At 71.7% G+C, this 19689-nt stretch carries 18 protein-coding genes; 11 read left to right on the top strand and 7 right to left on the bottom strand.

From position 1 onward, the window contains the following. Window positions 1-10: 10 nt before the first annotated feature. Together AMY39116_RS0316525 and AMY39116_RS0316530 are read right to left on the bottom strand one after the other, a co-directional pair. Entirely contained in the window at window positions 11-565 is a 555-nt protein-coding gene (locus AMY39116_RS0316525; RefSeq protein WP_020418740.1) for a DinB family protein, read from the bottom strand. After that, entirely contained in the window at window positions 562-1845 is a 1284-nt protein-coding gene (locus tag AMY39116_RS0316530; RefSeq protein ID WP_020418741.1) for an amidohydrolase, read from the bottom strand. Before AMY39116_RS0316530 ends, AMY39116_RS0316525 begins: the two co-directional genes overlap by 4 nt. Here AMY39116_RS0316530 and AMY39116_RS0316535 point away from each other — a divergent pair. From AMY39116_RS0316535 to AMY39116_RS0316550, 4 genes are all read left to right on the top strand, one after another. Beyond that, window positions 1844-3376 (top strand): class I SAM-dependent methyltransferase, encoded by a 1533-nt coding sequence (locus tag AMY39116_RS0316535; protein WP_193354361.1) that lies wholly within the window; start codon window positions 1844-1846, stop codon window positions 3374-3376. The two genes, AMY39116_RS0316530 and AMY39116_RS0316535, sit on opposite strands and share 2 nt — an antisense overlap. Beyond that, the gene (gene dtd, locus AMY39116_RS0316540) at window positions 3373-3798 is read left to right on the top strand and encodes a D-aminoacyl-tRNA deacylase (RefSeq protein ID WP_020418743.1); all 426 of its coding nucleotides are present in this window, start codon (window positions 3373-3375) and stop codon (window positions 3796-3798) included. The genes AMY39116_RS0316535 and dtd overlap by 4 nt, the downstream gene beginning before the upstream one ends. Before the next feature lie 244 nt (window positions 3799-4042). After that, window positions 4043-5068 (top strand): sigma-70 family RNA polymerase sigma factor, encoded by a 1026-nt coding sequence (locus AMY39116_RS0316545; protein WP_026153319.1) that lies wholly within the window; start codon window positions 4043-4045, stop codon window positions 5066-5068. Window positions 5069-5417: 349 nt separating this feature from the next. Next, the gene (locus AMY39116_RS0316550; RefSeq protein WP_020418744.1) at window positions 5418-7079 is read left to right on the top strand and encodes a fumarate hydratase; all 1662 of its coding nucleotides are present in this window, start codon (window positions 5418-5420) and stop codon (window positions 7077-7079) included. A gap of 47 nt (window positions 7080-7126) precedes the next feature. Here the strand turns inward: AMY39116_RS0316550 and AMY39116_RS0316555 are convergent, their stop codons facing one another. Both AMY39116_RS0316555 and AMY39116_RS0316560 read right to left on the bottom strand, forming a co-directional pair. After that, entirely contained in the window at window positions 7127-7564 is a 438-nt protein-coding gene (locus AMY39116_RS0316555) for an SRPBCC family protein (RefSeq protein WP_020418745.1), read from the bottom strand. A gap of 18 nt (window positions 7565-7582) precedes the next feature. After that, window positions 7583-8092: a hypothetical protein gene (locus AMY39116_RS0316560; RefSeq protein ID WP_235716149.1), complete on the bottom strand. Its 510-nt coding sequence runs from the start codon at window positions 8090-8092 to the stop codon at window positions 7583-7585. Window positions 8093-8224: 132 nt separating this feature from the next. Between AMY39116_RS0316560 and AMY39116_RS0316565 the strand changes: the two genes are divergently transcribed. The 3 genes from AMY39116_RS0316565 to AMY39116_RS0316575 all read left to right on the top strand — a co-directional run bounded on the left by AMY39116_RS0316565 (window position 8225) and on the right by AMY39116_RS0316575 (window position 11416). After that, window positions 8225-8644, top strand: coding sequence for a YciI family protein (locus AMY39116_RS0316565; protein WP_020418747.1), 420 nt, complete (start codon window positions 8225-8227; stop codon window positions 8642-8644). Window position 8645: 1 nt separating this feature from the next. After that, the gene (locus AMY39116_RS0316570; RefSeq protein ID WP_020418748.1) at window positions 8646-9881 is read left to right on the top strand and encodes an RNA polymerase sigma factor; all 1236 of its coding nucleotides are present in this window, start codon (window positions 8646-8648) and stop codon (window positions 9879-9881) included. Window positions 9882-10234: 353 nt separating this feature from the next. Further along, entirely contained in the window at window positions 10235-11416 is a 1182-nt protein-coding gene (locus tag AMY39116_RS0316575) for an APC family permease (RefSeq protein WP_235716152.1), read from the top strand. Here AMY39116_RS0316575 and AMY39116_RS0316580 read toward each other — a convergent pair. Both AMY39116_RS0316580 and AMY39116_RS0316585 read right to left on the bottom strand, forming a co-directional pair. Continuing rightward, on the bottom strand, window positions 11377-12483 hold the full coding sequence (locus AMY39116_RS0316580) for a nitronate monooxygenase family protein (RefSeq protein WP_020418750.1): 1107 nt from the start codon (window positions 12481-12483) through the stop codon (window positions 11377-11379). The two genes, AMY39116_RS0316575 and AMY39116_RS0316580, sit on opposite strands and share 40 nt — an antisense overlap. 11 nt (window positions 12484-12494) lie before the next feature. Then, window positions 12495-14111, bottom strand: a complete 1617-nt coding sequence (locus AMY39116_RS0316585; RefSeq protein WP_193354362.1) for an acyl-CoA synthetase — start codon at window positions 14109-14111, stop codon at window positions 12495-12497. Between the two features lie 58 nt (window positions 14112-14169). On the opposite strand from AMY39116_RS0316585, the gene AMY39116_RS0316590 reads away from it, so the two are divergent. Beyond that, entirely contained in the window at window positions 14170-14958 is a 789-nt protein-coding gene (locus tag AMY39116_RS0316590) for a crotonase/enoyl-CoA hydratase family protein (RefSeq protein ID WP_020418752.1), read from the top strand. A gap of 286 nt (window positions 14959-15244) precedes the next feature. Next, window positions 15245-15439, top strand: coding sequence for a hypothetical protein (locus tag AMY39116_RS46140; protein WP_157358578.1), 195 nt, complete (start codon window positions 15245-15247; stop codon window positions 15437-15439). Window positions 15440-16024: 585 nt separating this feature from the next. Here AMY39116_RS46140 and AMY39116_RS0316600 read toward each other — a convergent pair. Further along, the gene (locus AMY39116_RS0316600; RefSeq protein ID WP_020418754.1) at window positions 16025-17578 is read right to left on the bottom strand and encodes an acyl-CoA synthetase; all 1554 of its coding nucleotides are present in this window, start codon (window positions 17576-17578) and stop codon (window positions 16025-16027) included. Window positions 17579-17668: 90 nt separating this feature from the next. On the opposite strand from AMY39116_RS0316600, the gene AMY39116_RS0316605 reads away from it, so the two are divergent. Further along, entirely contained in the window at window positions 17669-18625 is a 957-nt protein-coding gene (locus tag AMY39116_RS0316605) for a Zn-ribbon domain-containing OB-fold protein (protein ID WP_020418755.1), read from the top strand. A 12-nt stretch (window positions 18626-18637) separates the two neighbouring features. Continuing rightward, window positions 18638-19687, top strand: coding sequence for a thiolase domain-containing protein (locus tag AMY39116_RS0316610; RefSeq protein ID WP_020418756.1), 1050 nt, complete (start codon window positions 18638-18640; stop codon window positions 19685-19687). Window positions 19688-19689 lie beyond the last annotated feature (2 nt).

The following is a 19689-nucleotide window of genomic DNA, read 5'->3' on the forward strand; positions in this document are numbered from 1 at the left end:
TTCCCCTCCTTCAGTGCCCGGTCCGGCCGTCGATCCGTTCGCGCAGCAGGTCGGCGTGCCCGTTGTGCCGGGCGTACTCGGCGAGCATGTGCACCATGATCCGCCGCAACGAGATCGGCTCACCGGAGGCCTGGTGCACGCCCGTCTCGTCGAGCGACGGCGCTTCGGCGACGATCCGCCGGGAGGCCTCGCACTCGGCGCGCCACACCGCCAGCGCCTCCGCCGGATCGCCGTCCAGCCGCTCGAAGTCCTGCTCCGGGTCGTCGTCGGAGTAGTACAGGACCGGCACGTCCTCGCCGCGGAACTGGATGCGGAACCACCACCGCTCGACGCCGGCGAGGTGCCGCAGCAGGCCGTGCAGGGTGAGCCCCGAGGGCGGGATCAGCTTCTCGGAGAGGCGGTCCGGCGCGACCCCCGTGCACTTGAGCTCGAAGGTCTGCCGGTGCCAGTCGAGGTAGGCGGTGAGGATCGCGCGCTCGTCACCGGTCTTGGGCAGGGGCGGGCGGGTGTCGTCCGCCCACGGCTGGGCGAAGTTGGCGGCGGGGATCGGGGCGCTTCCGGTCATGCCCCGAGCTTGCCACCACCCACCGACAAAAATGTGAGCGCCGCCACGACCAGCGTCTCCACCCCGGTCCGCAGCGTCGGGTGCAGCACCGGCGCGAACCGCGGCGAGTGGTTCGACGGGACGTCGCGCTCGAACCGGCCCTCCGCCATCGCGGTGAGCACGAAGTCCGGGTCCAGGCCGCCGACCAGCCAGAACACCGACGGCGCCCCGGCCGCCCTGCCGAACTCGCCGAAGTCCTCGCTGCCGGTGACCAGCGGGGCCTCCATCGTCCGGTCGGCGCCGAAGTGCGCGGTGAACGCCTCGGTGAGCGTGCGGTTCGCGCCCTCGTCGTTGCTGGTCACCGGGAAGGTCGCGATCGGCGTGATCTCCGGCGGCCGTGGCGCGCCCGCCGCGGCCGCCTCGCCCTGGACGATGCGCTCGATCGCGGCCAGCACCCGCTGCCGGACCTGCTCGTCGAAGGTGCGGACGTTGACCTCGAGCACCGCTTCCTCGGCGATGACGTTGGCCGCGGTGCCGACGTGCATCGACCCGACGGTCACCACGGCCTGCTCGGTCGCCGCGATCTCGCGGGACACGATCGTCTGCAGCCGCATCACCACCGACGCGGCCAGCACCGCCGGGTCGACCGTCGTCTCCGGGCGGGAGCCGTGCCCGCCGCGGCCGTGCAGCACGATCCGCAGCGAGTCGGTGGCCGCCATCAGCACACCCGGCCGCGTCAGCACCCAGCCCGCCGGCCCGGGCACGACGTGCTGGCCCAGCACCACCGCGGGCGTGCCGACGAGGTCGAACAGGCCGTCGCGCACCATCGTCTCCGCGCCCTCGCCGACCTCCTCCCCCGGCTGGTAGACCACGACGACCGTGCCCCGCCAGCCGTCCCGGCCGCGGGCGAGCAGCCGCGCCGCGCCGTCCAGCCAGGTGGCGTGCATGTCGTGGCCGCACGCGTGCATCACCGGGACCTCGTCGCCGTCCTGGTTCGGCGCGCGCACCTCGCTGGCGTAGTCCAGGCCGGTCTTCTCCGCCACCGGCAGCGCGTCGATGTCCGCGCGCAGCATCACGACCGGGCCGTCCCCGTTGCGCAGCACGCCCGCCACCCCGGTCCCGCCGATGCCGGTGTGCACCTCGTAACCGGCCTCGCGCAACCGGTCCGCGAGCTTGCCGGCGGTGCGGTGCTCGGCGAACGACAGCTCGGGGTTGCGGTGCAGGTCGAGGTAGAGCTCCTCCAGCCCCGGCAGGAGTTCGCCGAGGCCCGCGAGCACCGTCGCCCGGTCCGTGGTGGTCATGCGGCCATCTCAGCACAGCCGCGGCGCCCGCGTGGGAGGATCACCCACCGTGAGCATTCCGCGGTTCTCCGACGATTTCCTGGCCCGGCTGCGCGAGGCGTTCCAGCGCACCGGCTACGACGCCGACGGCGTGGTCGACGCGCTGGGCGGGGCGGCCCACGCGGCGCTGGGCCGCGGCGAGCCCGAACTCGCCTTCCGCGCCAGCGCGGACGCCGGCGAGCTCGGCACGCTCATCCGCCTCTTCCTGCTGGGTTCCACCGAGCCCGAAGCGGCCGTGCGGGCCGCGCTGGCGCCGCTGGCGCTGGACGACGCCCTCGCGGCCGGTCTCGTGCGCGGACGGGAGCAGCTGCGCGCGGGCCTGGACGTGCGGCCGCACGGGGACGAGCAGGGCTCGTGGTGGGTCGTCTCGGACCTGGACTCCGACGTGCTCGGCGCGGAGGTCCCGCCGGACCACGTGCTCGGCGTCGGGCACGCGTCGCTGAGCCTGATCCGCGCCACCACCCGCCGCCCGGTGGGCAGCCTGCTGGACCTGGGCACCGGCAACGGCGTGCAGGCGCTGCACGCCACCCGGCACGCCCAGCGCGTCACCGCCACCGACGTGTCGGAGCGGGCGCTGGCGCTCGCGGACGCGACGTTCCGGCTGAACGAGCTGGACGTCGAACTGGTGCGGGGCGAGTGGTTCGCGCCGGTCGCGCGCCGCCGGTTCGACCAGATCGTGTGCAATCCCCCGTTCGTGGTGGGCCCGCCGCGCGTCGACTACACCTACCGCGACTCCGGCCTCGGCGGCGACGACGCGAGCGCCCTGGTGATCCGCCAGCTGCCCGGGTTCCTGACCGAGGGCGGCACCGGGCAGCTGCTCGCCTCCTGGTTGCACGTCGACGGCGAGGACTGGGCCGACCGGGTGAGCCGATGGCTCCCCGGCGGCACGGACGCGTGGTTCGTGCAACGCGACGTAGCCGACCCCGGGCTGTACGTGGGCACCTGGTTGCGTGACGCGGGCATCGATCCACGCTCCGACCGCGGCCGGGCCAAGGCCGCCGACTGGCTGGACTGGTTCGCGGAGAACAAGGTCCAGGGCGTCGGGTTCGGGTTCGTCACCCTGCGCCGCACGGACGCGGCCCACCCGACGGTGGTCTGCGAGGACCTGCGGCAGGCCTACGACGACCCGCTGGGCCCGGAGGCCGGCCGGTGGCTGGACCGCGTGACCTGGCTGCGGGAGCACGGGCACGACCTGCTGGACGCGCGCTTCCGGGTGCCGCCGACGGTGCTGCTGGAGCGGGTGTCCGCGCCCGGCGACGAGGGCTGGGACACCACGGTGCTGCGGCTGCACCGCTCCGACGGGCCGGGCTGGCAGCACGAGGTCGACGAGACGGTCGCCGCGCTGCTGGCCGGCTGCCGGGGCGCGCTGCCGCTGTCGGACCTGCTGTCGCTGCTCGCCGCCGGGCACGGGCTGGACGAGGACGCGCTCACCGAGGCCGCGCTGCCGCTGGTGCGGGAACTGGTCCGCCACGGCTTCCTGGAGGCGGTGTGAGGGCCGTCGCGGCGCGGGTGACCGAGGCGAGCGTCACAGTCGAGGGCGAGGTCGTCGGCGCGATCGAGGAGCCGGGGCTGCTGGTCCTGCTCGGCGTCCACGTTTCGGACAGCGAGGACAAAGCGGTCACCATGGCGCGGAAGCTGCACGAGCTCCGCATCCTCCGCGACGAGGAGTCCTGCGCCACTTCCGGCGCCCCTTTGCTGGTGGTGAGCCAATTCACGCTGTACGGCGACACCCGCAAGGGGCGCCGTCCATCGTGGACGCAGGCGGCCCGCCCGGACGACGCGCTGAAGCTGTTCGACCGCGTCGTGGCGGAGCTGCGCGGGCGCGGAGCCCGTGTCGCCACAGGGAAGTTCGGCGCCATGATGGCGGTGCGCAGCGTGAACGACGGCCCCTTCACGGTGCTCGTAGAGGTCTGAACCACTGCTCCACCCGAGCGGTCTCTCAGCAAAACCTCAGCTTTGGTGGAGCAACCCGGTCCGGTACCGCCTCGTCTTGAAGTCGAGAAGGCGGGAACGTTTTGGCAACGGCCGGCGTTGGAACCATTGTCCAGCCGACGAGCTGGACACCGCGGGGGTGGAGCACTCCACAGGATCCACCCACGCGGCGCAACAGCCGGTGTGACGCACCGAACGTGTCCGCCCGTGACCGGGGAGGCAGAACATGTCAGTACAGACTCTCGAGCGCCCGACTCGTGAGGTCCCCGAGCCCGAAACCGAGCCCGTCGAGTCCAGCGTACGCCCTTCGCCGAACCTCGACGCGGATCTCGACGCACAGGGCCCGGCCGCGGACCTCGTGCGGGTCTACCTCAACGGGATCGGCAAGACCGCGCTGCTGTCCGCCGCCGACGAGGTCGAGCTCGCCAAGCGCATCGAGGCGGGGGTGTTCGCGCAGCACATGCTCGACACCGCGCCGAAGCTGAGCCCGCAGCGCCGCAAGGAGCTCGAGGCGCTCGTGCGTGACGGCCACAAGGCCAAGAACCACCTGCTGGAGGCCAACCTCCGGCTGGTCGTGTCGCTGGCCAAGCGCTACACGGGGCGGGGGATGCCGCTGCTCGACCTGATCCAGGAGGGGAACCTGGGTCTGATCCGCGCGGTGGAGAAGTTCGACTACTCCAAGGGGTTCAAGTTCTCGACCTACGCGACGTGGTGGATCCGCCAGGCCATCACCCGCGGCATGGCCGACCAGGGCCGCACCATCCGGCTGCCCGTGCACCTCGTCGAGCAGGTCAACAAGCTGGCCCGCATCAAGCGCGACCTGCACCAGCAGCTCGGCCGTGAGGCCACCAACGAGGAGCTGGCCGCCGAGTCCGGCATCGCCGTCGAGAAGGTCGCCGACCTGCTCGACCACGCCCGCGACCCGGTGAGCCTCGACATGCCGGTCGGCACCGACGAGGACGCCCCGCTGGGCGACTTCATCGAGGACTCCGAGGCCACCGACGCCGAGAGCGCGGTCATCTCGGGCCTGCTGCAGGACGACCTGCGCCGGGTCCTGGCCACCCTCGACGAGCGGGAGCAGCAGGTCATCCGGATGCGCTACGGCCTCGACGACGGCCAGCCGCGCACCCTCGACCAGATCGGCAAGCACTTCGGGCTGTCCCGCGAGCGGGTCCGCCAGATCGAGCGCGAGGTCATGTCGAAGCTGCGCCAGGGCGAGCGGGCCGAGCGCCTGCGCGCCTACGCCAGCTGACCCGTCCAGGGCAACCGGCAGGGCCACTCCGCCTACGCGGGGTGGCCCTGTTCGCGTTCCACGACAACCCGATCGGCAGTGTTGACGTATGACGTAGGTCACGTCACCGTGGAAGCAACGTTTGGTGAGTTCTTCACGTCCTACGGACGGTGGACTTCGCGGCGGGTGCCCTGTGCTCCCGGCCGCTTTCCCCGGAAGGTCGGGTCCGTCGGGGTGGGCCCGGCCTTCCGACTTTTCCGGGGTGGTTCGCGCCACGCGATCTCCGGCGAGGTGCGCGCCACACCTCTACGTGGGCAAGCACGCGCAAGCGGTAACGTCAAGGGCCCGAATTGCCTGCGAGGGAGCCCGAGTGACCACCACCACCTTCCAGTACACCGACGTGCTGCCGCTGGGTCCGGACCACGAGACCGAGTACCGGCTCGTGACGGCCGAGGGCGTCCGGGTAGTCGAGGCCGCCGGACGGAAGTTCCTGGAAGTCGACCCCGAAGCGCTGACCAAGCTCGCCCGGACCGCGATCACCGACATCCAGCACCTGCTGCGCTCGTCGCACCTGGCGCAGCTGCGCGCGATCGTCGACGACCCCGAGGCCAGCGGCAACGACCGCTTCGTGGCGATGGACCTGCTGCGGAACGCGGCCATCTCGGCCGGCGGGGTGCTGCCGATGTGCCAGGACACCGGCACCGCGATCGTCATCGGCAAGCGCAGCCAGGGCGTGCTCACCGGCGGCAACGACGAGCAGGCGCTGGCCCGCGGGATCTTCGACGCCTACCAGGAGCTCAACCTGCGCTACTCGCAGATGGCGCCGGTGACGTTCTGGGACGAGAAGAACACCGGGACCAACCTGCCCGCGCAGATCGAGCTCTACCACAAAGACGGAACCGGCGACCCCAGCTACGAGTTCCTGTTCATGGCCAAGGGCGGCGGCTCGGCCAACAAGACGTTCCTCTACCAGGAGACCAAGGCCGTCCTGAACCCGAAGCGGCTGGCGAAGTTCCTGGACGAGAAGCTGCGCAGCCTCGGCACCGCGGCCTGCCCGCCCTACCACCTGGCGATCGTGGTGGGCGGCATGTCAGCCGAGTACAACCTCAAGGTCGCCAAGCTCGCCTCGGCCCGCTACCTGGACAACCTGCCGCGCGAGGGTTCCCCGCTCGGCCACGGGTTCCGGGACACCGACCTGGAGCAGCAGGTCCTGGAGATGACCCGCCAGTTCGGCATCGGCGCCCAGTTCGGCGGCAAGTACTTCTGCCACGACGTGCGCGTCATCCGGCTGCCGCGGCACGGCGCGTCCTGCCCGGTCGGCATCGCGGTGTCCTGCTCGGCCGACCGCCAGGCGAAGGCGAAGATCACCGCGGACGGCATCTTCATCGAGCAGCTCGAGCGCGACCCGGCCCGCTTCCTGCCGGACGTCACCACCGACGACCTGTCCGACGAGGTGGTGCAGGTCGACCTGAACCGCCCGATGGATGAGATCCGCGCGCAGCTGTCGTCGCTGCCGGTGAAGACCCGGCTGTCGCTGACCGGCCCGCTGGTGGTGGCCCGCGACATCGCGCACGCGAAGATCGCGGAGCGGCTGGAGGCCGGCGAGGAGATGCCGCAGTACCTGCGGGACCACCCGGTCTACTACGCGGGCCCGGCGAAGACCCCGGACGGCTACGCCTCCGGATCCTTCGGGCCGACCACCGCGGGCCGGATGGACTCCTACGTCGCCCAGTTCCAGGCCGCGGGCGGCTCGATGGTCATGCTCGCCAAGGGGAACCGGTCCAAGCAGGTGACCGCGTCCTGCAAGGAGCACGGCGGGTTCTACCTCGGCTCGATCGGCGGCCCCGCGGCGCGGCTGGCGCAGGACTGCATCAAGAAGGTCGAGGTTCTGGAGTACCCGGAGCTGGGCATGGAAGCCGTGTGGAAGATCGAGGTCGAGGACTTCCCGGCGTTCATCGTCATCGACGACAAGGGCAACGACTTCTTCGCCGAGACGTCGGAGCCGGTGCTGCAGATCAGCTTCCGCTCCTGAGCGACTGACTCGAACGGGCGCCACCCACGCGGGTGGCGCCCGTTTTTTCACGCCTGGAACAGCTTGACCAGCCGGTCGAGGGTCTTGTCGATGGCCTGCTTGTTCTTGCGCGGGAAGAAGCTCAGGTCGATCAGGAGCGGGATCCGCGCGGTTGACCAGTCGAAGGTCTCGGTGACCTCGGTCGAGCCGTCCTCGAGCGGCTTGAGCTGCCACCGCCAGCGGTGCCCGTTGAAGTGCCGCCAGGCGATCAGCCGGTTCTCGTCGAACTCGACGACCGTGTTGAGGATCTTGTAGTTCGCGCCCATCTTCATGTCCATGCCGAAGCGGGAGCCGAGCGTCAGGCGCTCCGGCCCGCCGCTCTGGGCCGCGAGGACCGTGCCGGAGCCGTCGATCAGCGGGTGCTTCGACGGGTCCGCGAGCAGCTCGAAGATCTTCTCCGGCGGAGCCGCGACGATCCGCGTGGCGGAGACCTGGCGTTTCCTCATGACCCGGGATACTACCGGTCAGTAACCTCGTTTGGCGCTCGTCAGCACGACAGTCCGCTCGTTCAGGGGTTCGGACAGGGTCGCCGACACCACCGGGTAGCGGATGTCCATGGTGCACATCTGGCCGGCCAGGTTGCTCTTGTTCTCGACCAGGTTGACCACGACCTGCCGGGCGTCCTGGGCGGTCACCTCGGCCGCGGCGCGCCCGCACCCGCCTTCCTCGGCGCGGATGAACAACTGCTTGCCGTCGGCGCTGACGAACACCTCGCGCGGGAAGTCCGAGGGCAGCGCCGAGGAGTCGACGCGGGTGGCAGGCACCTGGGCGGTGTCCGCCGGTGGCTGCATCTGACGCGGCCCGCCCGGCATCACCGGGGGCAGGTCGGTGGCCGGGATGGTCGGGGCGGTGGGAGCGGCTTCGCTGCTGGTCGCGTCACCGGAACCGCTTCCGACGGTAGGGGTCTGCTCGCCGCAGGCCGTGGCCGCCAGCAGGACGAGGCCCAGCCCGCACATCGTTGCTTTCCACCTCATGCCTCCAGGACGGAACGGGCCCGCCGGCGGGTTGCACAAAAAAATTCCGGGGCCGTGTCGATCGAAACGCCCCCCGTTCGACCCATGGGGTGAGAGGGTCCAGAAGGACCCGGACACCGAGGGAGAAACACCATGAAGTTCATGCTGATCTGGCGGGCCACCGACGAGGCGTTCGCGAACCTGGCCGACTTCGACTTCGACCAGATGATCGAGATGACCGGGCGGTACAACCAGGAGCTGATCCGGGCCGGTGTGCTGGTCGCCGCCGAAGGGCTGGACGACGCGAACGACGGCGTGGTGGTGGACTACTCCTCGGAGCCGCCCGTGGTCACCGACGGCCCGTACGGCGAGACGAAGGAGCTGTTCGGCGGCTTCTACATCCTCAACGTGGCCTCCAAGGAGGAGGCGGTCGAGTGGGCCAAGCGGTCCCCGATCAAGGGCAAGGGCTTCAAGACCGAAATCCGGCGGGTCACCACGATCGACGAGTTCCCGCAGGACAACGAGTGGATCCAGAAGGAGCGGGCGTGGCGCGAGGCGACCGGCCAGCTCTGAGATGACCGAACGGGAAGCGATCGCCGCCGTCTGGCGCATCGAGTCGGCGCGGATCGTCGGTGCGCTCGCGCGCTACACCGGCGATTTCGCGCTGGCCGAGGACCTCGCCCAGGAGGCGCTGGCGGAGGCGCTGGTGACCTGGCCGCGTGAGGGGGTGCCCCGCAACCCGGCGGGGTGGCTGCTCACGGTGGGCAGGCGCCGGGCCGTGGACGCGTTCCGCCGGCGCTCCGCGCTCGACGACCGGTACGCCGTCCTCGCCAACGAGATGCGCGAGGACGGCGGGGAGATCGAGTGGGACCCGGACCAGATCGACGACGACGTGCTCGCGCTGATGTTCATCTCGTGCCACCCGGTGCTGTCGCGGGAGGCGCGGGTGGCGCTGACGCTGCGGGTGGTCGGCGGTCTGACCAGCGACGAGATCGCGCGGGCGTTCCTCGTGCCGACCGCGACCGTGCAGGCGCGGATCACGCGGGCGAAGAAGACGCTCGGCGCGGCGGGGGTGCCGTTCGAGGTGCCCTCGCCGGAGGAGCGGGCCGCGCGGCTCGGGTCGGTGCTGAACGTGATCTACGTGATCTTCACCGAGGGGTCGTCGGCCAGCTCCGGTGGCGACCTGATCAGGTTCGACCTCGCGGGCGAGGCCCAGCGCCTCGCCCGCGTGCTGTCGCGCCTGATGCCGGACGAGCCGGAGGTGCACGGGCTGCTGGCGTTGCTGGAGCTGACCGCCGCGCGGTTCCCGGCGCGCACCGGGCCGGACGGGGAGCCGGTGCTGCTGGAGGACCAGGACCGGCGGCGGTGGGACCGGTCGGCGATCCGGCGGGGACGGGCGGCGCTGGCGCGGGCGGAGGCGGCCGGGCGGGGGCTGGGCGCGTACGGCCTGCAGGCCGCGATCGCCGAGTGCCACGCCGTCGCGCCGTCGGTGGCGGAGACGAACTGGGACCGGGTGGTGCTGCTGTACGAGGCGCTCGGCGGGCTCGCGCCGTCGCCCGTGGTCGAGCTGAACCGGGCGGTGGCGGTGTCGATGGCGCAGGGCCCGGAGGCGGCGCTGCCGATCGTGGACTCCCTGGCGGCCGCCGGGGCGCTCGACAAGTCGCACCTGCTGCCGACCGTGCGGGGCGAGTTGCTCGTGCGGCTCGGCCGCGTGGCGGAGGCGCGGACGGAGCTGAGGCGGGCTGTCGAGCTGTGCGGGAACGAGCGGGAGCGCGCGGTGCTGGAGCGGAAACTGGACGCTCTTGGCTGAGGGGGTTGGCTTGGGACGGCCCGCGGATCGTGGACACGCGCTTGCCTCGGCGGCGGCCTGAGCCGGCGTGAGCCGGGAACGTGCACGCCGGCCGCCCGCGGATGAGCGCGCACCACTGGACACCTCGGCCGGCCCGGGCAGCGAGGGCCGCCCAGAATCCCCAGCCGATGCGCCCCCCAGCCCGAACCAACCACCTGCATGCCCTCGGCGAGCCGCCGGTCCGCGGGCGAACGGGCGCCGAACATCCCGTAACGGATCATCACCGTGGCGAAGCGACCGGATACGGTCTCCCCGTGACAGGACTCGTGCGGCGGCTCGGTACCGGGGACGCGGTCGTGATCGGCCTGGGGTCGATGATCGGGGCGGGGGTCTTCGCGGCCTTCGCGCCTGCCGCCCGTGCCGCGGGCGCCGGGCTGCTGATCGGCCTCGCGCTGGCCGCCGTGGTCGCCTACTGCAACGCCACCTGCTCCGCCCGCCTCGCCGCCCGGTACCCCGAATCCGGCGGCACCTACGTCTACGGCCGGGAACGGCTCGGCGAGTTCTGGGGCTACCTCGCCGGGTGGGGGTTCGTCGTCGGCAAGACCGCGAGCTGCGCGGCGATGGCGCTGACCGTCGCCTCCTACACCGCGCCCGGCGCGAGCCGCCTCGCGCAGTCGTTCGTCGCGGCGGCCGCCGTGCTCGCGTTGACCGCCCTCAACTACCGCGGCGTCCAGCGGTCGGTGACGCTCACCAAGGTCATCGTCACGATCACGCTCGTGGTCCTCGCCGGGTCGGTGGCCGCCATCGTCGTCGCGGGGAACCCGGCGGCCGCGCACCTGACGCCGTTCCCCGGCTCGGGTGCCGGCGGCGTCCTGCAGTCGGCCGGGCTGCTGTTCTTCGCCTTCGCCGGGTACGCGCGAATCGCCACCCTCGGCGAGGAGGTCCGCGACCCGGAGCGCACCATCCCCCGAGCGATCCCGATCGCACTGGGGATCACGCTCGTCGTGTACGCGGTCGTCGCCGTTTTCCTGCTGCTGCAACTGGGTCCGGACGGTCTGGCGTCCACTTCGGACCCGATCGCCGCCGCGGTCGCGGGCACGTCGTGGTCGGCGCTCACTCCGGTGGTCCGGGCCGGCGCCGCGCTGGCCGCGCTGGGCTCGCTGCTCGCACTGGTGCTGGGCGTGTCCCGGACGACGTTCGCGATGGCCCGCGACGGCCACCTGCCCGCTCCGCTGGCCGCCGTGCACCCGCGGTTCGCCGTGCCGCACCGCGCGGAGGTGGCGGTCGGCGTCGTGGTCGCCGCCCTGGTGCTGGTGACCGACCTGCGTGGCGCGATCGGGTTCTCGTCGTTCGCGGTGCTGACCTACTACGCCATCGCGAACGCGAGCGCGTGGACGCTCGGCACCCGCCGCGTGGTGCCCGTGGTGGGGCTCGCCGGCTGCGTGGTGCTCGCGTTCAGCCTGCCGCTGTCGTCGGTGATCAGCGGTGTCGTGGTGCTTGCCCTCGGCGCGCTCGCCTACCTCGTCTTGTCCAGGCGGGACAGGGCCTCCTCGTAACCGCTGACCAGGTCGGCCACGATCTCGGCCACCGGGCGCACCCGGTCGATCCGGCCGATGATCTGGCCTGCCGGCATCGACACGACCGTCGGGTCGTTCGCCGCGTGGATGCGGTTGTGCGCCTTGCTCACCAGCAGGTTCTGCAGCGGCATCGGCAGCGGATCGGGCGCGTCCGCGGACGACCAGGCCTCCGTCCAGCGCGTCTTCAGCAACCGCGCCGGTTTGCCGGTGTAGATGCGCGTCCGCACGGTGTCCGACGACGTCGCCCCGACCAGCGCGCTCTGCATCGCGGTCGACTCGGGCATCGTCTGCAGGTACTCCTCCGTCGCGAGCCAGATCGAGCCGGTCCACGCGCCGGACGCGCCCAGCGCCAGCGCCGCCGCGACCTGCCTGCCCGACCCGATCCCGCCCGCCGCGAGCACCGGCGCGCGGTCGCCCACCGCGTCGACGATCTCCGGCAGCAGCACCATCGACGCGATCTCGCCGGTGTGCCCGCCCGCTTCGTACCCCTGCGCCACCACGAAGTCCACGCCGTTGTCGACGTGCCGCACCGCGTGCTCGGCCTTGCCGGCGAGCGCCGCGACCGGCACGCCGTGCTCGTGCGCCTGGTTGATGACGTCGACCGGGGGTGAGCCGAGCGCGTTGGCGATCAGCTTGATCGGGTGTTTCAGCGCGACCTCGACGTGCGAGCGGGCCACCGAGTGCAGCCAGCCGAGCACGCCGGCGCGTTCCTCGGTGTCCTCCGGCAGCTCCGGCACGCCCAGCTCGCGCAGCGTCCGCTCGACGAACGCGCGGTGCTCCTCGGGGATGAGCTTTTCGAGGTCCACCGCCGCGCCCTCGGCGGGCACCTTCGCGGGCATGACGATGTCGACCCCGTAGGGCTTGCCGTCGGTGTTGGCGTCCATCCAGTCCAGCACCCGGTCGAGTTCACCGGCGTCGTTGAACCGCACGCAGCCGAGCACGCCGAGGCCGCCCGCCTTGCTGATCGCGGCGGCCACGTGCTCCGACGGGGTGAACCCGATGATCGGGTACCGGATGCCGAACGTCTCGCACAGCGCGGTGCGCATCAAGTGTCTCCTCAGGCCTTCTGGATCTCGGTCGGCTGGTGGTCCGCCGCGTGCCGGGCGGCCCACTGGTAGTCCGGTTTGCCGGTCGGGAGCCGCCCGATCTTCTCGACCAGCCACACGCTGCGCGGCACCTTGTAGCCGGCGACCTGCGTCCGGACGTGCGCCTCGATCGCGCCGAGGTCGGGCGTGACACCGGGCCGGGCCTGGAGGATCGCCCCGACCCGCTGGCCGAGCCGCTCGTCCGGCACACCGACGACGATCGCGTCGAACACGTCCGGGTGGGACTTCAGCGCGCTTTCGACCTCTTCCGGGAACACCTTCTCCCCGCCGGTGTTGACGCACTGCGAACCGCGGCCGAGGAGGGTGACGGTGCCGTCCTCCTCGTAGCGGGCCCAGTCGCCGGGCACGACGTAGCGGTTGCCCTCGACCTCGACGAAGATCGTCTCGGACTTGGCCGGGTCCTTGTAGTAGCCCAGCGGCACGTGCCCGCGTCGGGCGATCCGCCCGGTCGCGCCGGCCGCGCGCGGGACCAGGCGGTTGTCGTCGTCGATGAGGATGGCGTCCTTGCCGAAGTTCACCCGCGGGCCCGCTGAGTGGTCGGCGCCCTTGGCGACCATGCCGATGCCGGTGAAGCCGCTCTCCGACGAGCCGATCGCGTCGGTGAGCACCAGGTTCGGGAAGGCGTCGAGGTACTCCTGCTTGACCGGCTGGGAGAACAGCGCGGCGTGGCTGGACACGGCGACGAGCGACGAGGCGTCGTAACCGCCCTCGCGGTAGGCGTCGAGCAGCGGGCGGGCCATCGCGTCGCCGACGATCGTCAGGACGTGCACCTTGTGCTTCTCGATCTCGCGCCAGATCTCGTGCGGGTCGAACTGCGGCACGAACACGACGGTGCCGCCGCCGAACATCGCACCGAAGGCGGCCCACTGGGCGGCGCCGTGGATGAGCGGCGCGGCGGGCAGCCGGACCATCGCGCCCTGCTTGCCCCGCTCGGCCATCGTCCACTCGTCCGGGACGTACTCGCCGGTGACGAAGTCGATGCCGCCGCCGAGCGCCCGCCACACGTCTTCGTGGCGCCACATGACGCCCTTCGGGTACCCGGTGGTGCCGCCGGTGTAGACGATGTAGATGTCGTCCGGGCTGCGCTCGCCGAAGTCGCGGTCCGGCGACTGCGCGGCGAGGGCCGGCTCGTACTCGGCGCCCCCGTAGCCGGAGAAGTCCGCGTCGCTGCCGTCCTCGACCACTAGTACGTGTTTCAGTTTCGGGGTCTTCGGGAGGACCGCGGCGACCTTGTCCGCGTACTTGCGCTCGTGCACGAGCGCGACCAGGTCGGCGTTGTCGAAGAGGTATTCGAGCTCGGCTTCGACGTAGCGGTAGTTGACGTTGACCGCGATGGCGCGCAACTTGTACGCGGCGAACATCGCCTCGATCGTCTCCACGGAGTTGCGGGAATAGACGCCGATGTGGGAGCCGGGACCGACCCCCTGCGCGGCGAGGTGGTGCGCCAGCCGGTTGGCCCTGTCCTCCAGCTGTGCGTAGGTGACGTGCCGCTGTCCGCAGATGACCGCGGGGCGATCCGGCACGGCGTCGACGGCGTGCTCGAGCAGATCCGCGATGTTGTATGCCACCCAGCCAAAGTAGAACATGTTATCGTTTTGGGCAATGGCGCCGGATGGAGAGGTACTCATGACGCAGCCGCACGCTCTGGTTGAACAACGCGCGCACACGCTCGTGGTGACGATGAACCGGCCGGAGGTCCGCAACGCGATCAGCGGCGAGATGATGGCGATCCTGGTCGAGGCCTGGGACCGGGTGGACAACGATCCGGAGATCCGGTGCTGTGTGCTCACCGGCGCGGGCGGCGCGTTCTGCGCCGGCGCGGATCTGAAGTCGATGAACCGCAACTCCCCCGCCGACTCCTACGAGAAGGGCACGTTCGACCCGGGCCGCATCGAGGGCCTGTTGAAGGGGCGACGGCTGACGAAACCGCTGATCGCGGCCGTGGAGGGCCCGGCGATCGCGGGCGGCACGGAGATCCTGCAGGCCACGGACATCCGCGTGGCCGGGGAGAGCGCACGGTTCGGCGTGTCCGAGGCGCGGTGGGGACTGTTCCCGATGGGCGGCTCGGCGGTGCGGCTGCCGCGGCAGATCCCGTACACGCTGGCGGCGGAGATCCTGCTGACCGGGCGGCACCTGACCGCCGCGGAGGCGAAGGAGATCGGGCTGATCGGCAGCGTGGTGCCGGACGGGACCGCGCTGGAGCGGGCGCTGGAACTGGCGGACATGATCGCCGCCAACGGGCCGCTCGCGGTGCAGGCGATCCTGCGCACGATCCGCGACACCGAGGGGATGCCCGAGGAGGAGGCCTTCAAGATCGAGGCGCAGTACGGGCTGAAGGTCTTCCAGTCCGCCGACGCGAAGGAGGGGCCGCGCGCGTTCACGGAGAAGCGCACGCCCCGGTTCGAGGGCCGCTGAAACTGTCGGTGGTGGCCGCTAACTTGGCGCGATGGACGGCGATCCCGCCGGCGGGGCAGTGCGCGTACCGCAAGCCGCCGCCAACGGGGGTGCTACCACGCGGCTGGCGCACCACGGGCGGGTCGGCGTACCACAACGACGACCGGTGCGAGTGGATGCGCAAGGGGCAGGAGCACGTGCGCCGCAGAGGCGGCGAGACCGGTGACGTGGTGCCGGTCCGCTGGCGGACCTGGGCCCGGAGAAGCTCCAGCCCTGCCGGCACTGCTGCACCGAACGGTGGCTACGGGTGCGCGGAAAGGCGAATCCGCCCGGGAAGCCCTGTCTCGTGCGGGACTCCGGGCAGTGGGTGCCGGGAACGCTGACCTGGGAGAAGCACCCGCGCGCCGACGGTTCGTGGTGGGCGTCGGTGCGCTTCGCACGCTCCGGCGAGGTGGTGACGGACGAACGCAGCCAGCGGGACCTGCGGCCACGCCCAGCCTGAGCGGGTGCCCATCACGCCCAGCGTGAGCGGGCGCTCGCATCACGCCCAGCCTCAGCGGGTGCCAGCATCACGCCCAGCCTGAACGGGCGCCGCATCGTGCCCAGCCTGAGCGGGCGCTCGCATCACGCCCAGCCTCAGCGGGTGCCAGCATCACGCCCAGCCTCAGCGGGCGCCCGCATCACGCCCAGCCTCAGCGGGTGCCAGCATCACGCCCAGCCTCAGCGGGCGCCCGCATCACGCCCAGCCTCAGCGGGCAACCGCATCGTGCCCAGCCTGAGCACCCGATCAACCCCACGCTGGGGGTAGGTCGGCGGGGAGCCACGCGCACGGAACCGCGCCCCGCGGGGCACTGGCAGTCCGCGGGGCGCTGGCAGTCCGCAGGGCGCGGGGAGCCCCCAGGGCGCTGACAGCACGCAGCGCGCGGCTGCCCGCAGGGTGCGGGCAGCCCACGGGGCGCGCCCATTTCCGGAACACCGAGCCGAGCCGTGCCCGGCCAGCCGCCCGCTACGGCCCGCCCGCTACGGCCCGCCCGCTACGGCCCGCCCGCCCGCTACGGCCCGCCCACCCGCGCGGGCCGCAGGAGGGTCAGATCTTCCGGTCCGTCCAATAAGGATCCCGCAGCTTGCGCTTGTACAGCTTCCCGTTGGGATCCCGCGGCAGCTCCTCGGCGAAGTCCACACTCCGCGGCCACTTGAACTTCGCCAGCCGGCCGCGCACCCAGTCCAGCAGCTCCTCCGCCAGCTCGGGCCCCGGCTGAACTCCCGGCGCCGGCTGGACCACTGCCTTGATCTCCTCACCCCAGTCCTCGTGCGGGATGCCGAACACCGCCACGTCCGCGACCTTCGGGTGCATCACCAGTTCGTTCTCGATCTCGGCCGGGTAGATGTTCACCCCGCCCGAGATGATCATGTCGTTCTTGCGGTCGTGCAGGAACAGGTAGCCGTCCTCGTCCAGGTAACCCACGTCGCCGAGGGTGAACAGGTTCCCGACCCGCGCCTTGCGTGTCTTCTCGGCGTCCTTGTGGTACTCGAACGTCGACGAGCCCATCCGCATGTACACCGTGCCGGGCTGGCCCGCGGGCAGCTCGTTGCCGTCGTCGTCCAGGATCTTGATCACCGAACCCGGCCACGGCAGCCCCACCGAGCCGGGTTTGCGCAGCCACTCCTCGCCGGTGATCATCGTCCCGCCGCCCTCGGTCGCGGCGTAGTAGTCGGTCACCACCGGGCCCCACCACTCCAGCATCCGCCGCTTCACCTCGGGCGGGCACGGCGCCGCGCCGTGGATCATGTTCCGCAGCGACGACAGGTCGTACCGCGACCGCACCTCCTCCGGCAGCGCGAGCAGGCGCCGGAACTGCGTGGGCACCATGTGGCTGTGCGTGACGCGGTACCGCTCGATCAGCCGCAGCATCTCCTCCGGGTCCCACCGGTCCATCAGCACGACCGTGTGCCCCAGCTGGATCGAGATCGACGCGAAGTTCAGCACCGCCGTGTGGTAGAGCGGCGAACCGCACAGGTGGACGTGGTCGTCGAACGGCTTCAGCCCGAAGATCCCGAAGAACCACGTGGACGCCGCCGGCACGCTGTCCGGATCAGCCCCGCTCAGCGGCCGCCGCACACCCTTGGGCCGTCCCGTCGTGCCGGAGGTGTAGAGCATCGGCGACCCCGCCGTCCGCCCCTCCGGGCGCCCGCTCCCCCCGGCGCCCAGCTCGGCCACGTCGCGGAACCCCTCGATGCGCCCCACGGCGAACCGGCCGGAAGCGGGCACCCCGGCTTCGTCCGCCGCGGCGATCGCCACGTCGGCGAACCGCTCGTGCGCGAGGAACGCCTTCGCCCCCGAATCGGACAGGATGTAGGCCACCTCGGGTCCGACCAAGTGCCAGTTGACCATCACCACGTACAGCCCGGTCTGCAGCGCGGCGAAGTACGCGGCCAGCAGCTCGTCGCTGTTGGGCTGCAGCACCACCACGACGTCGCCGGTCTCCAGGCCCAGCTCGCGCAGGCCGCGCGCGTAGGCGTTGGCCTTGTCGGCGAGCGCGCCGTAACCGACCTCGCTGCCGTCGGGGTTCACGATCGCCGTCCGGTCCGGCTGCCCGGCCGCGATGTTCCACAGGCCGATCGTCTCCAGTGCAGTGGTCATGCACCCGAATCTAGAACTTGTTCCACTTACCGCGCAACCTTCCGGCAGAGCGTCTTGCCGTCAGATCGAGAACGTGTTTCACTTCGATTCGTGAGTACACCGCTGTCCGCGCCGCTGGATCTCGCCTTCGACTACACCCGCTCCCTCGGGCCCGTGCTCGGCCGGTTCGCCGCCGGACTGCGCGAGCGCCGCATCGAGGGCGTGCGCGGCTCGGACGGCCGCGTGCACGTGCCGCCGGTGGAGTACGACCCGGTCACCGCCGCGGCGCTCACCGAGTTCGTGCCGGTGTCCGACGAGGGCACCGTGCTGAGCTGGTCCTGGATCCCCGAACCACTGGCGGGACAGCCGCTGACCACGCCGTTCGCCTGGGCGCTGGTCCGGCTGGACGGCGCCGACACCGCGATGCTGCACGCCGTGCACGTGAACAGCCCCGCCGACATGCGCACCGGCATGCGGGTGCGCGTGCGCTGGGCCGACGAACCCGCCGGCCACATCCGCGACATCGCCTACTTCCTGCCCGTCGGCGCCGGCGACGGCCCCTCCCCCGCGCCACCGCCGAAGTCCGAACAGGACGGTGTGATGGTCACGCCGATCGAGCTGCACTACCAGCACTCGGCGTCGCCGGAGGAGAGCCGTTACCTGCGCGGCCTCGCCGAGGGCAAGCTCATCGGCCAGCGCTGCCCGAAGTGCGAGAAGGTCTACATCCCGCCACGCGGCGCCTGCCCGACCGACGGGGTGCCCACAGTGGACGAAGTGGAGCTGCCGGACACCGGGATCGTCACCACGTTCTGCATCGTCAACGTGCCGTTCCTCGGCCAGCGCATCAAGCCGCCCTACGTCGCGGCGTACATCCTGCTCGACGGCGCCGACATCGCGTTCCTGCACCTCGTCCTCGGCTGCGACGCGTCCGAGGTCCGGATGGGCATGCGGGTCAAGGCGAACTGGAAGCCACGTGACGAGTGGTGGACGAGCCTGGAGAACATCAGCCACTTCGAGCCGACCGGCGAGCCGGACGCGCCCTACGAGTCCTTCGCCCACCACCTGTAGAGGGGAACTGCCATGCGAGACGTCGCGGTGGTCGGGTTCGCCCAGGCCCCGAACGTGCGCTCCACACCGGGCACCACGAACGGCGTGGAGATGCTCGTGCCCATCTTCGCCCAGGTCTACGAGCAGACCGGACTGTCCAAGTCGGACATCGGGTTCTGGTGCTCCGGCTCGTCGGACTACCTGGCGGGCCGGGCGTTCTCGTTCATCTCCGCGATCGACGCGATCGGCGCGTTCCCGCCGATCCACGAGTCGCACGTGGAGATGGACGCGGCCTGGGCGCTGTACGAGGCGTGGCTGAAGATCCGCACCGGCGAGGTCGACACCGCGCTGGTCTACGGCTTCGGCAAGTCCTCCGCCGGGCAGCTGCGCCGGGTGCTGGCCCTGCAGCTCGACCCGTACACCGTCGCGCCGCTGTGGCCGGACTCGGTGAGCATCGCGGGCCTGCAGGCGCGGCTCGGGCTGGACGCCGGCCTGTGGAGCGAGAAGGACCTGGCCGAGGTGGCCGCGCGCAGCCGCGCCGACGCCACCCGCAACCCGCACGCCCAGTTCTCCGGCGCCAGCGAGATCGCCGACCTGCTGGACGCGCCCTACGTCGCGGATCCGTTGCGGGCGCACGACATCGCGCCGGTGACCGATGGCGCCGCGGTGATCGTCCTCGCCGCGGCCGAGCGGGCGCACGAGTTCGCCGAGCGGCCCGCGGTCATCACCGGCATCGAGCACCGGGTGGACACGCCCGTGCTCGGCGCGCGTGACCTGACGCGGTCGCCGTCCACCGAAGCGGCCGGGCAGGCGGTCGGCACCGGTGACGTGGAGGTCGCCGAACTGCACGCGCCGTTCACCCACCAGGAACTGATCCTGCGGACCGCGCTCGGGCTCGGCGACGACGTCCGCGTCAACCCCTCGGGCGGTGTGCTCACCGGCAACCCGATGTTCGCGGCCGGGCTGGCGCGCATCGGCGAGGCCGCCACCCGGATCCTCACCGGCCAGGCCTCGAAGGTGCTCGCGCACGCGACCAGCGGCCCGGCCCTGCAGCAGAACCTCGTCGCGGTCCTGGAGGCGTGAGA

Source organism: Amycolatopsis sp. ATCC 39116, assembly GCF_000231075.2.
Taxonomy (GTDB): Bacteria; Actinomycetota; Actinomycetes; order Mycobacteriales; family Pseudonocardiaceae; genus Amycolatopsis_E; species Amycolatopsis_E tucumanensis.

Excerpts from the sequence above, each read along its gene's own strand:
- AMY39116_RS0316535 (WP_193354361.1), top strand. The coding sequence starts at position 1,844 with ATGCGGCCATCTCAGCACAGCCGCGGCGCCCGCGTGGGAGGATCACCC.
- AMY39116_RS0316565 (WP_020418747.1), top strand. The coding sequence starts at position 8,225 with ATGAAGTTCATGCTGATCTGGCGGGCCACCGACGAGGCGTTCGCGAAC.
- AMY39116_RS0316525 (WP_020418740.1), bottom strand. The coding sequence starts at position 565 with ATGACCGGAAGCGCCCCGATCCCCGCCGCCAACTTCGCCCAGCCGTGG.
- AMY39116_RS0316600 (WP_020418754.1), bottom strand. The coding sequence starts at position 17,578 with ATGACCACTGCACTGGAGACGATCGGCCTGTGGAACATCGCGGCCGGG.
- AMY39116_RS0316570 (WP_020418748.1), top strand. The coding sequence starts at position 8,646 with ATGACCGAACGGGAAGCGATCGCCGCCGTCTGGCGCATCGAGTCGGCG.
- AMY39116_RS0316560 (WP_235716149.1), bottom strand. The coding sequence starts at position 8,092 with ATGAGGTGGAAAGCAACGATGTGCGGGCTGGGCCTCGTCCTGCTGGCG.
- AMY39116_RS0316610 (WP_020418756.1), top strand. The coding sequence starts at position 18,638 with ATGCGAGACGTCGCGGTGGTCGGGTTCGCCCAGGCCCCGAACGTGCGC.
- AMY39116_RS0316555 (WP_020418745.1), bottom strand. The coding sequence starts at position 7,564 with ATGAGGAAACGCCAGGTCTCCGCCACGCGGATCGTCGCGGCTCCGCCG.
- AMY39116_RS0316590 (WP_020418752.1), top strand. The coding sequence starts at position 14,170 with ATGACGCAGCCGCACGCTCTGGTTGAACAACGCGCGCACACGCTCGTG.
- AMY39116_RS0316580 (WP_020418750.1), bottom strand. The coding sequence starts at position 12,483 with ATGCGCACCGCGCTGTGCGAGACGTTCGGCATCCGGTACCCGATCATC.
- AMY39116_RS0316575 (WP_235716152.1), top strand. The coding sequence starts at position 10,235 with ATGATCGGGGCGGGGGTCTTCGCGGCCTTCGCGCCTGCCGCCCGTGCC.
- AMY39116_RS0316530 (WP_020418741.1), bottom strand. The coding sequence starts at position 1,845 with ATGACCACCACGGACCGGGCGACGGTGCTCGCGGGCCTCGGCGAACTC.
- AMY39116_RS0316545 (WP_026153319.1), top strand. The coding sequence starts at position 4,043 with ATGTCAGTACAGACTCTCGAGCGCCCGACTCGTGAGGTCCCCGAGCCC.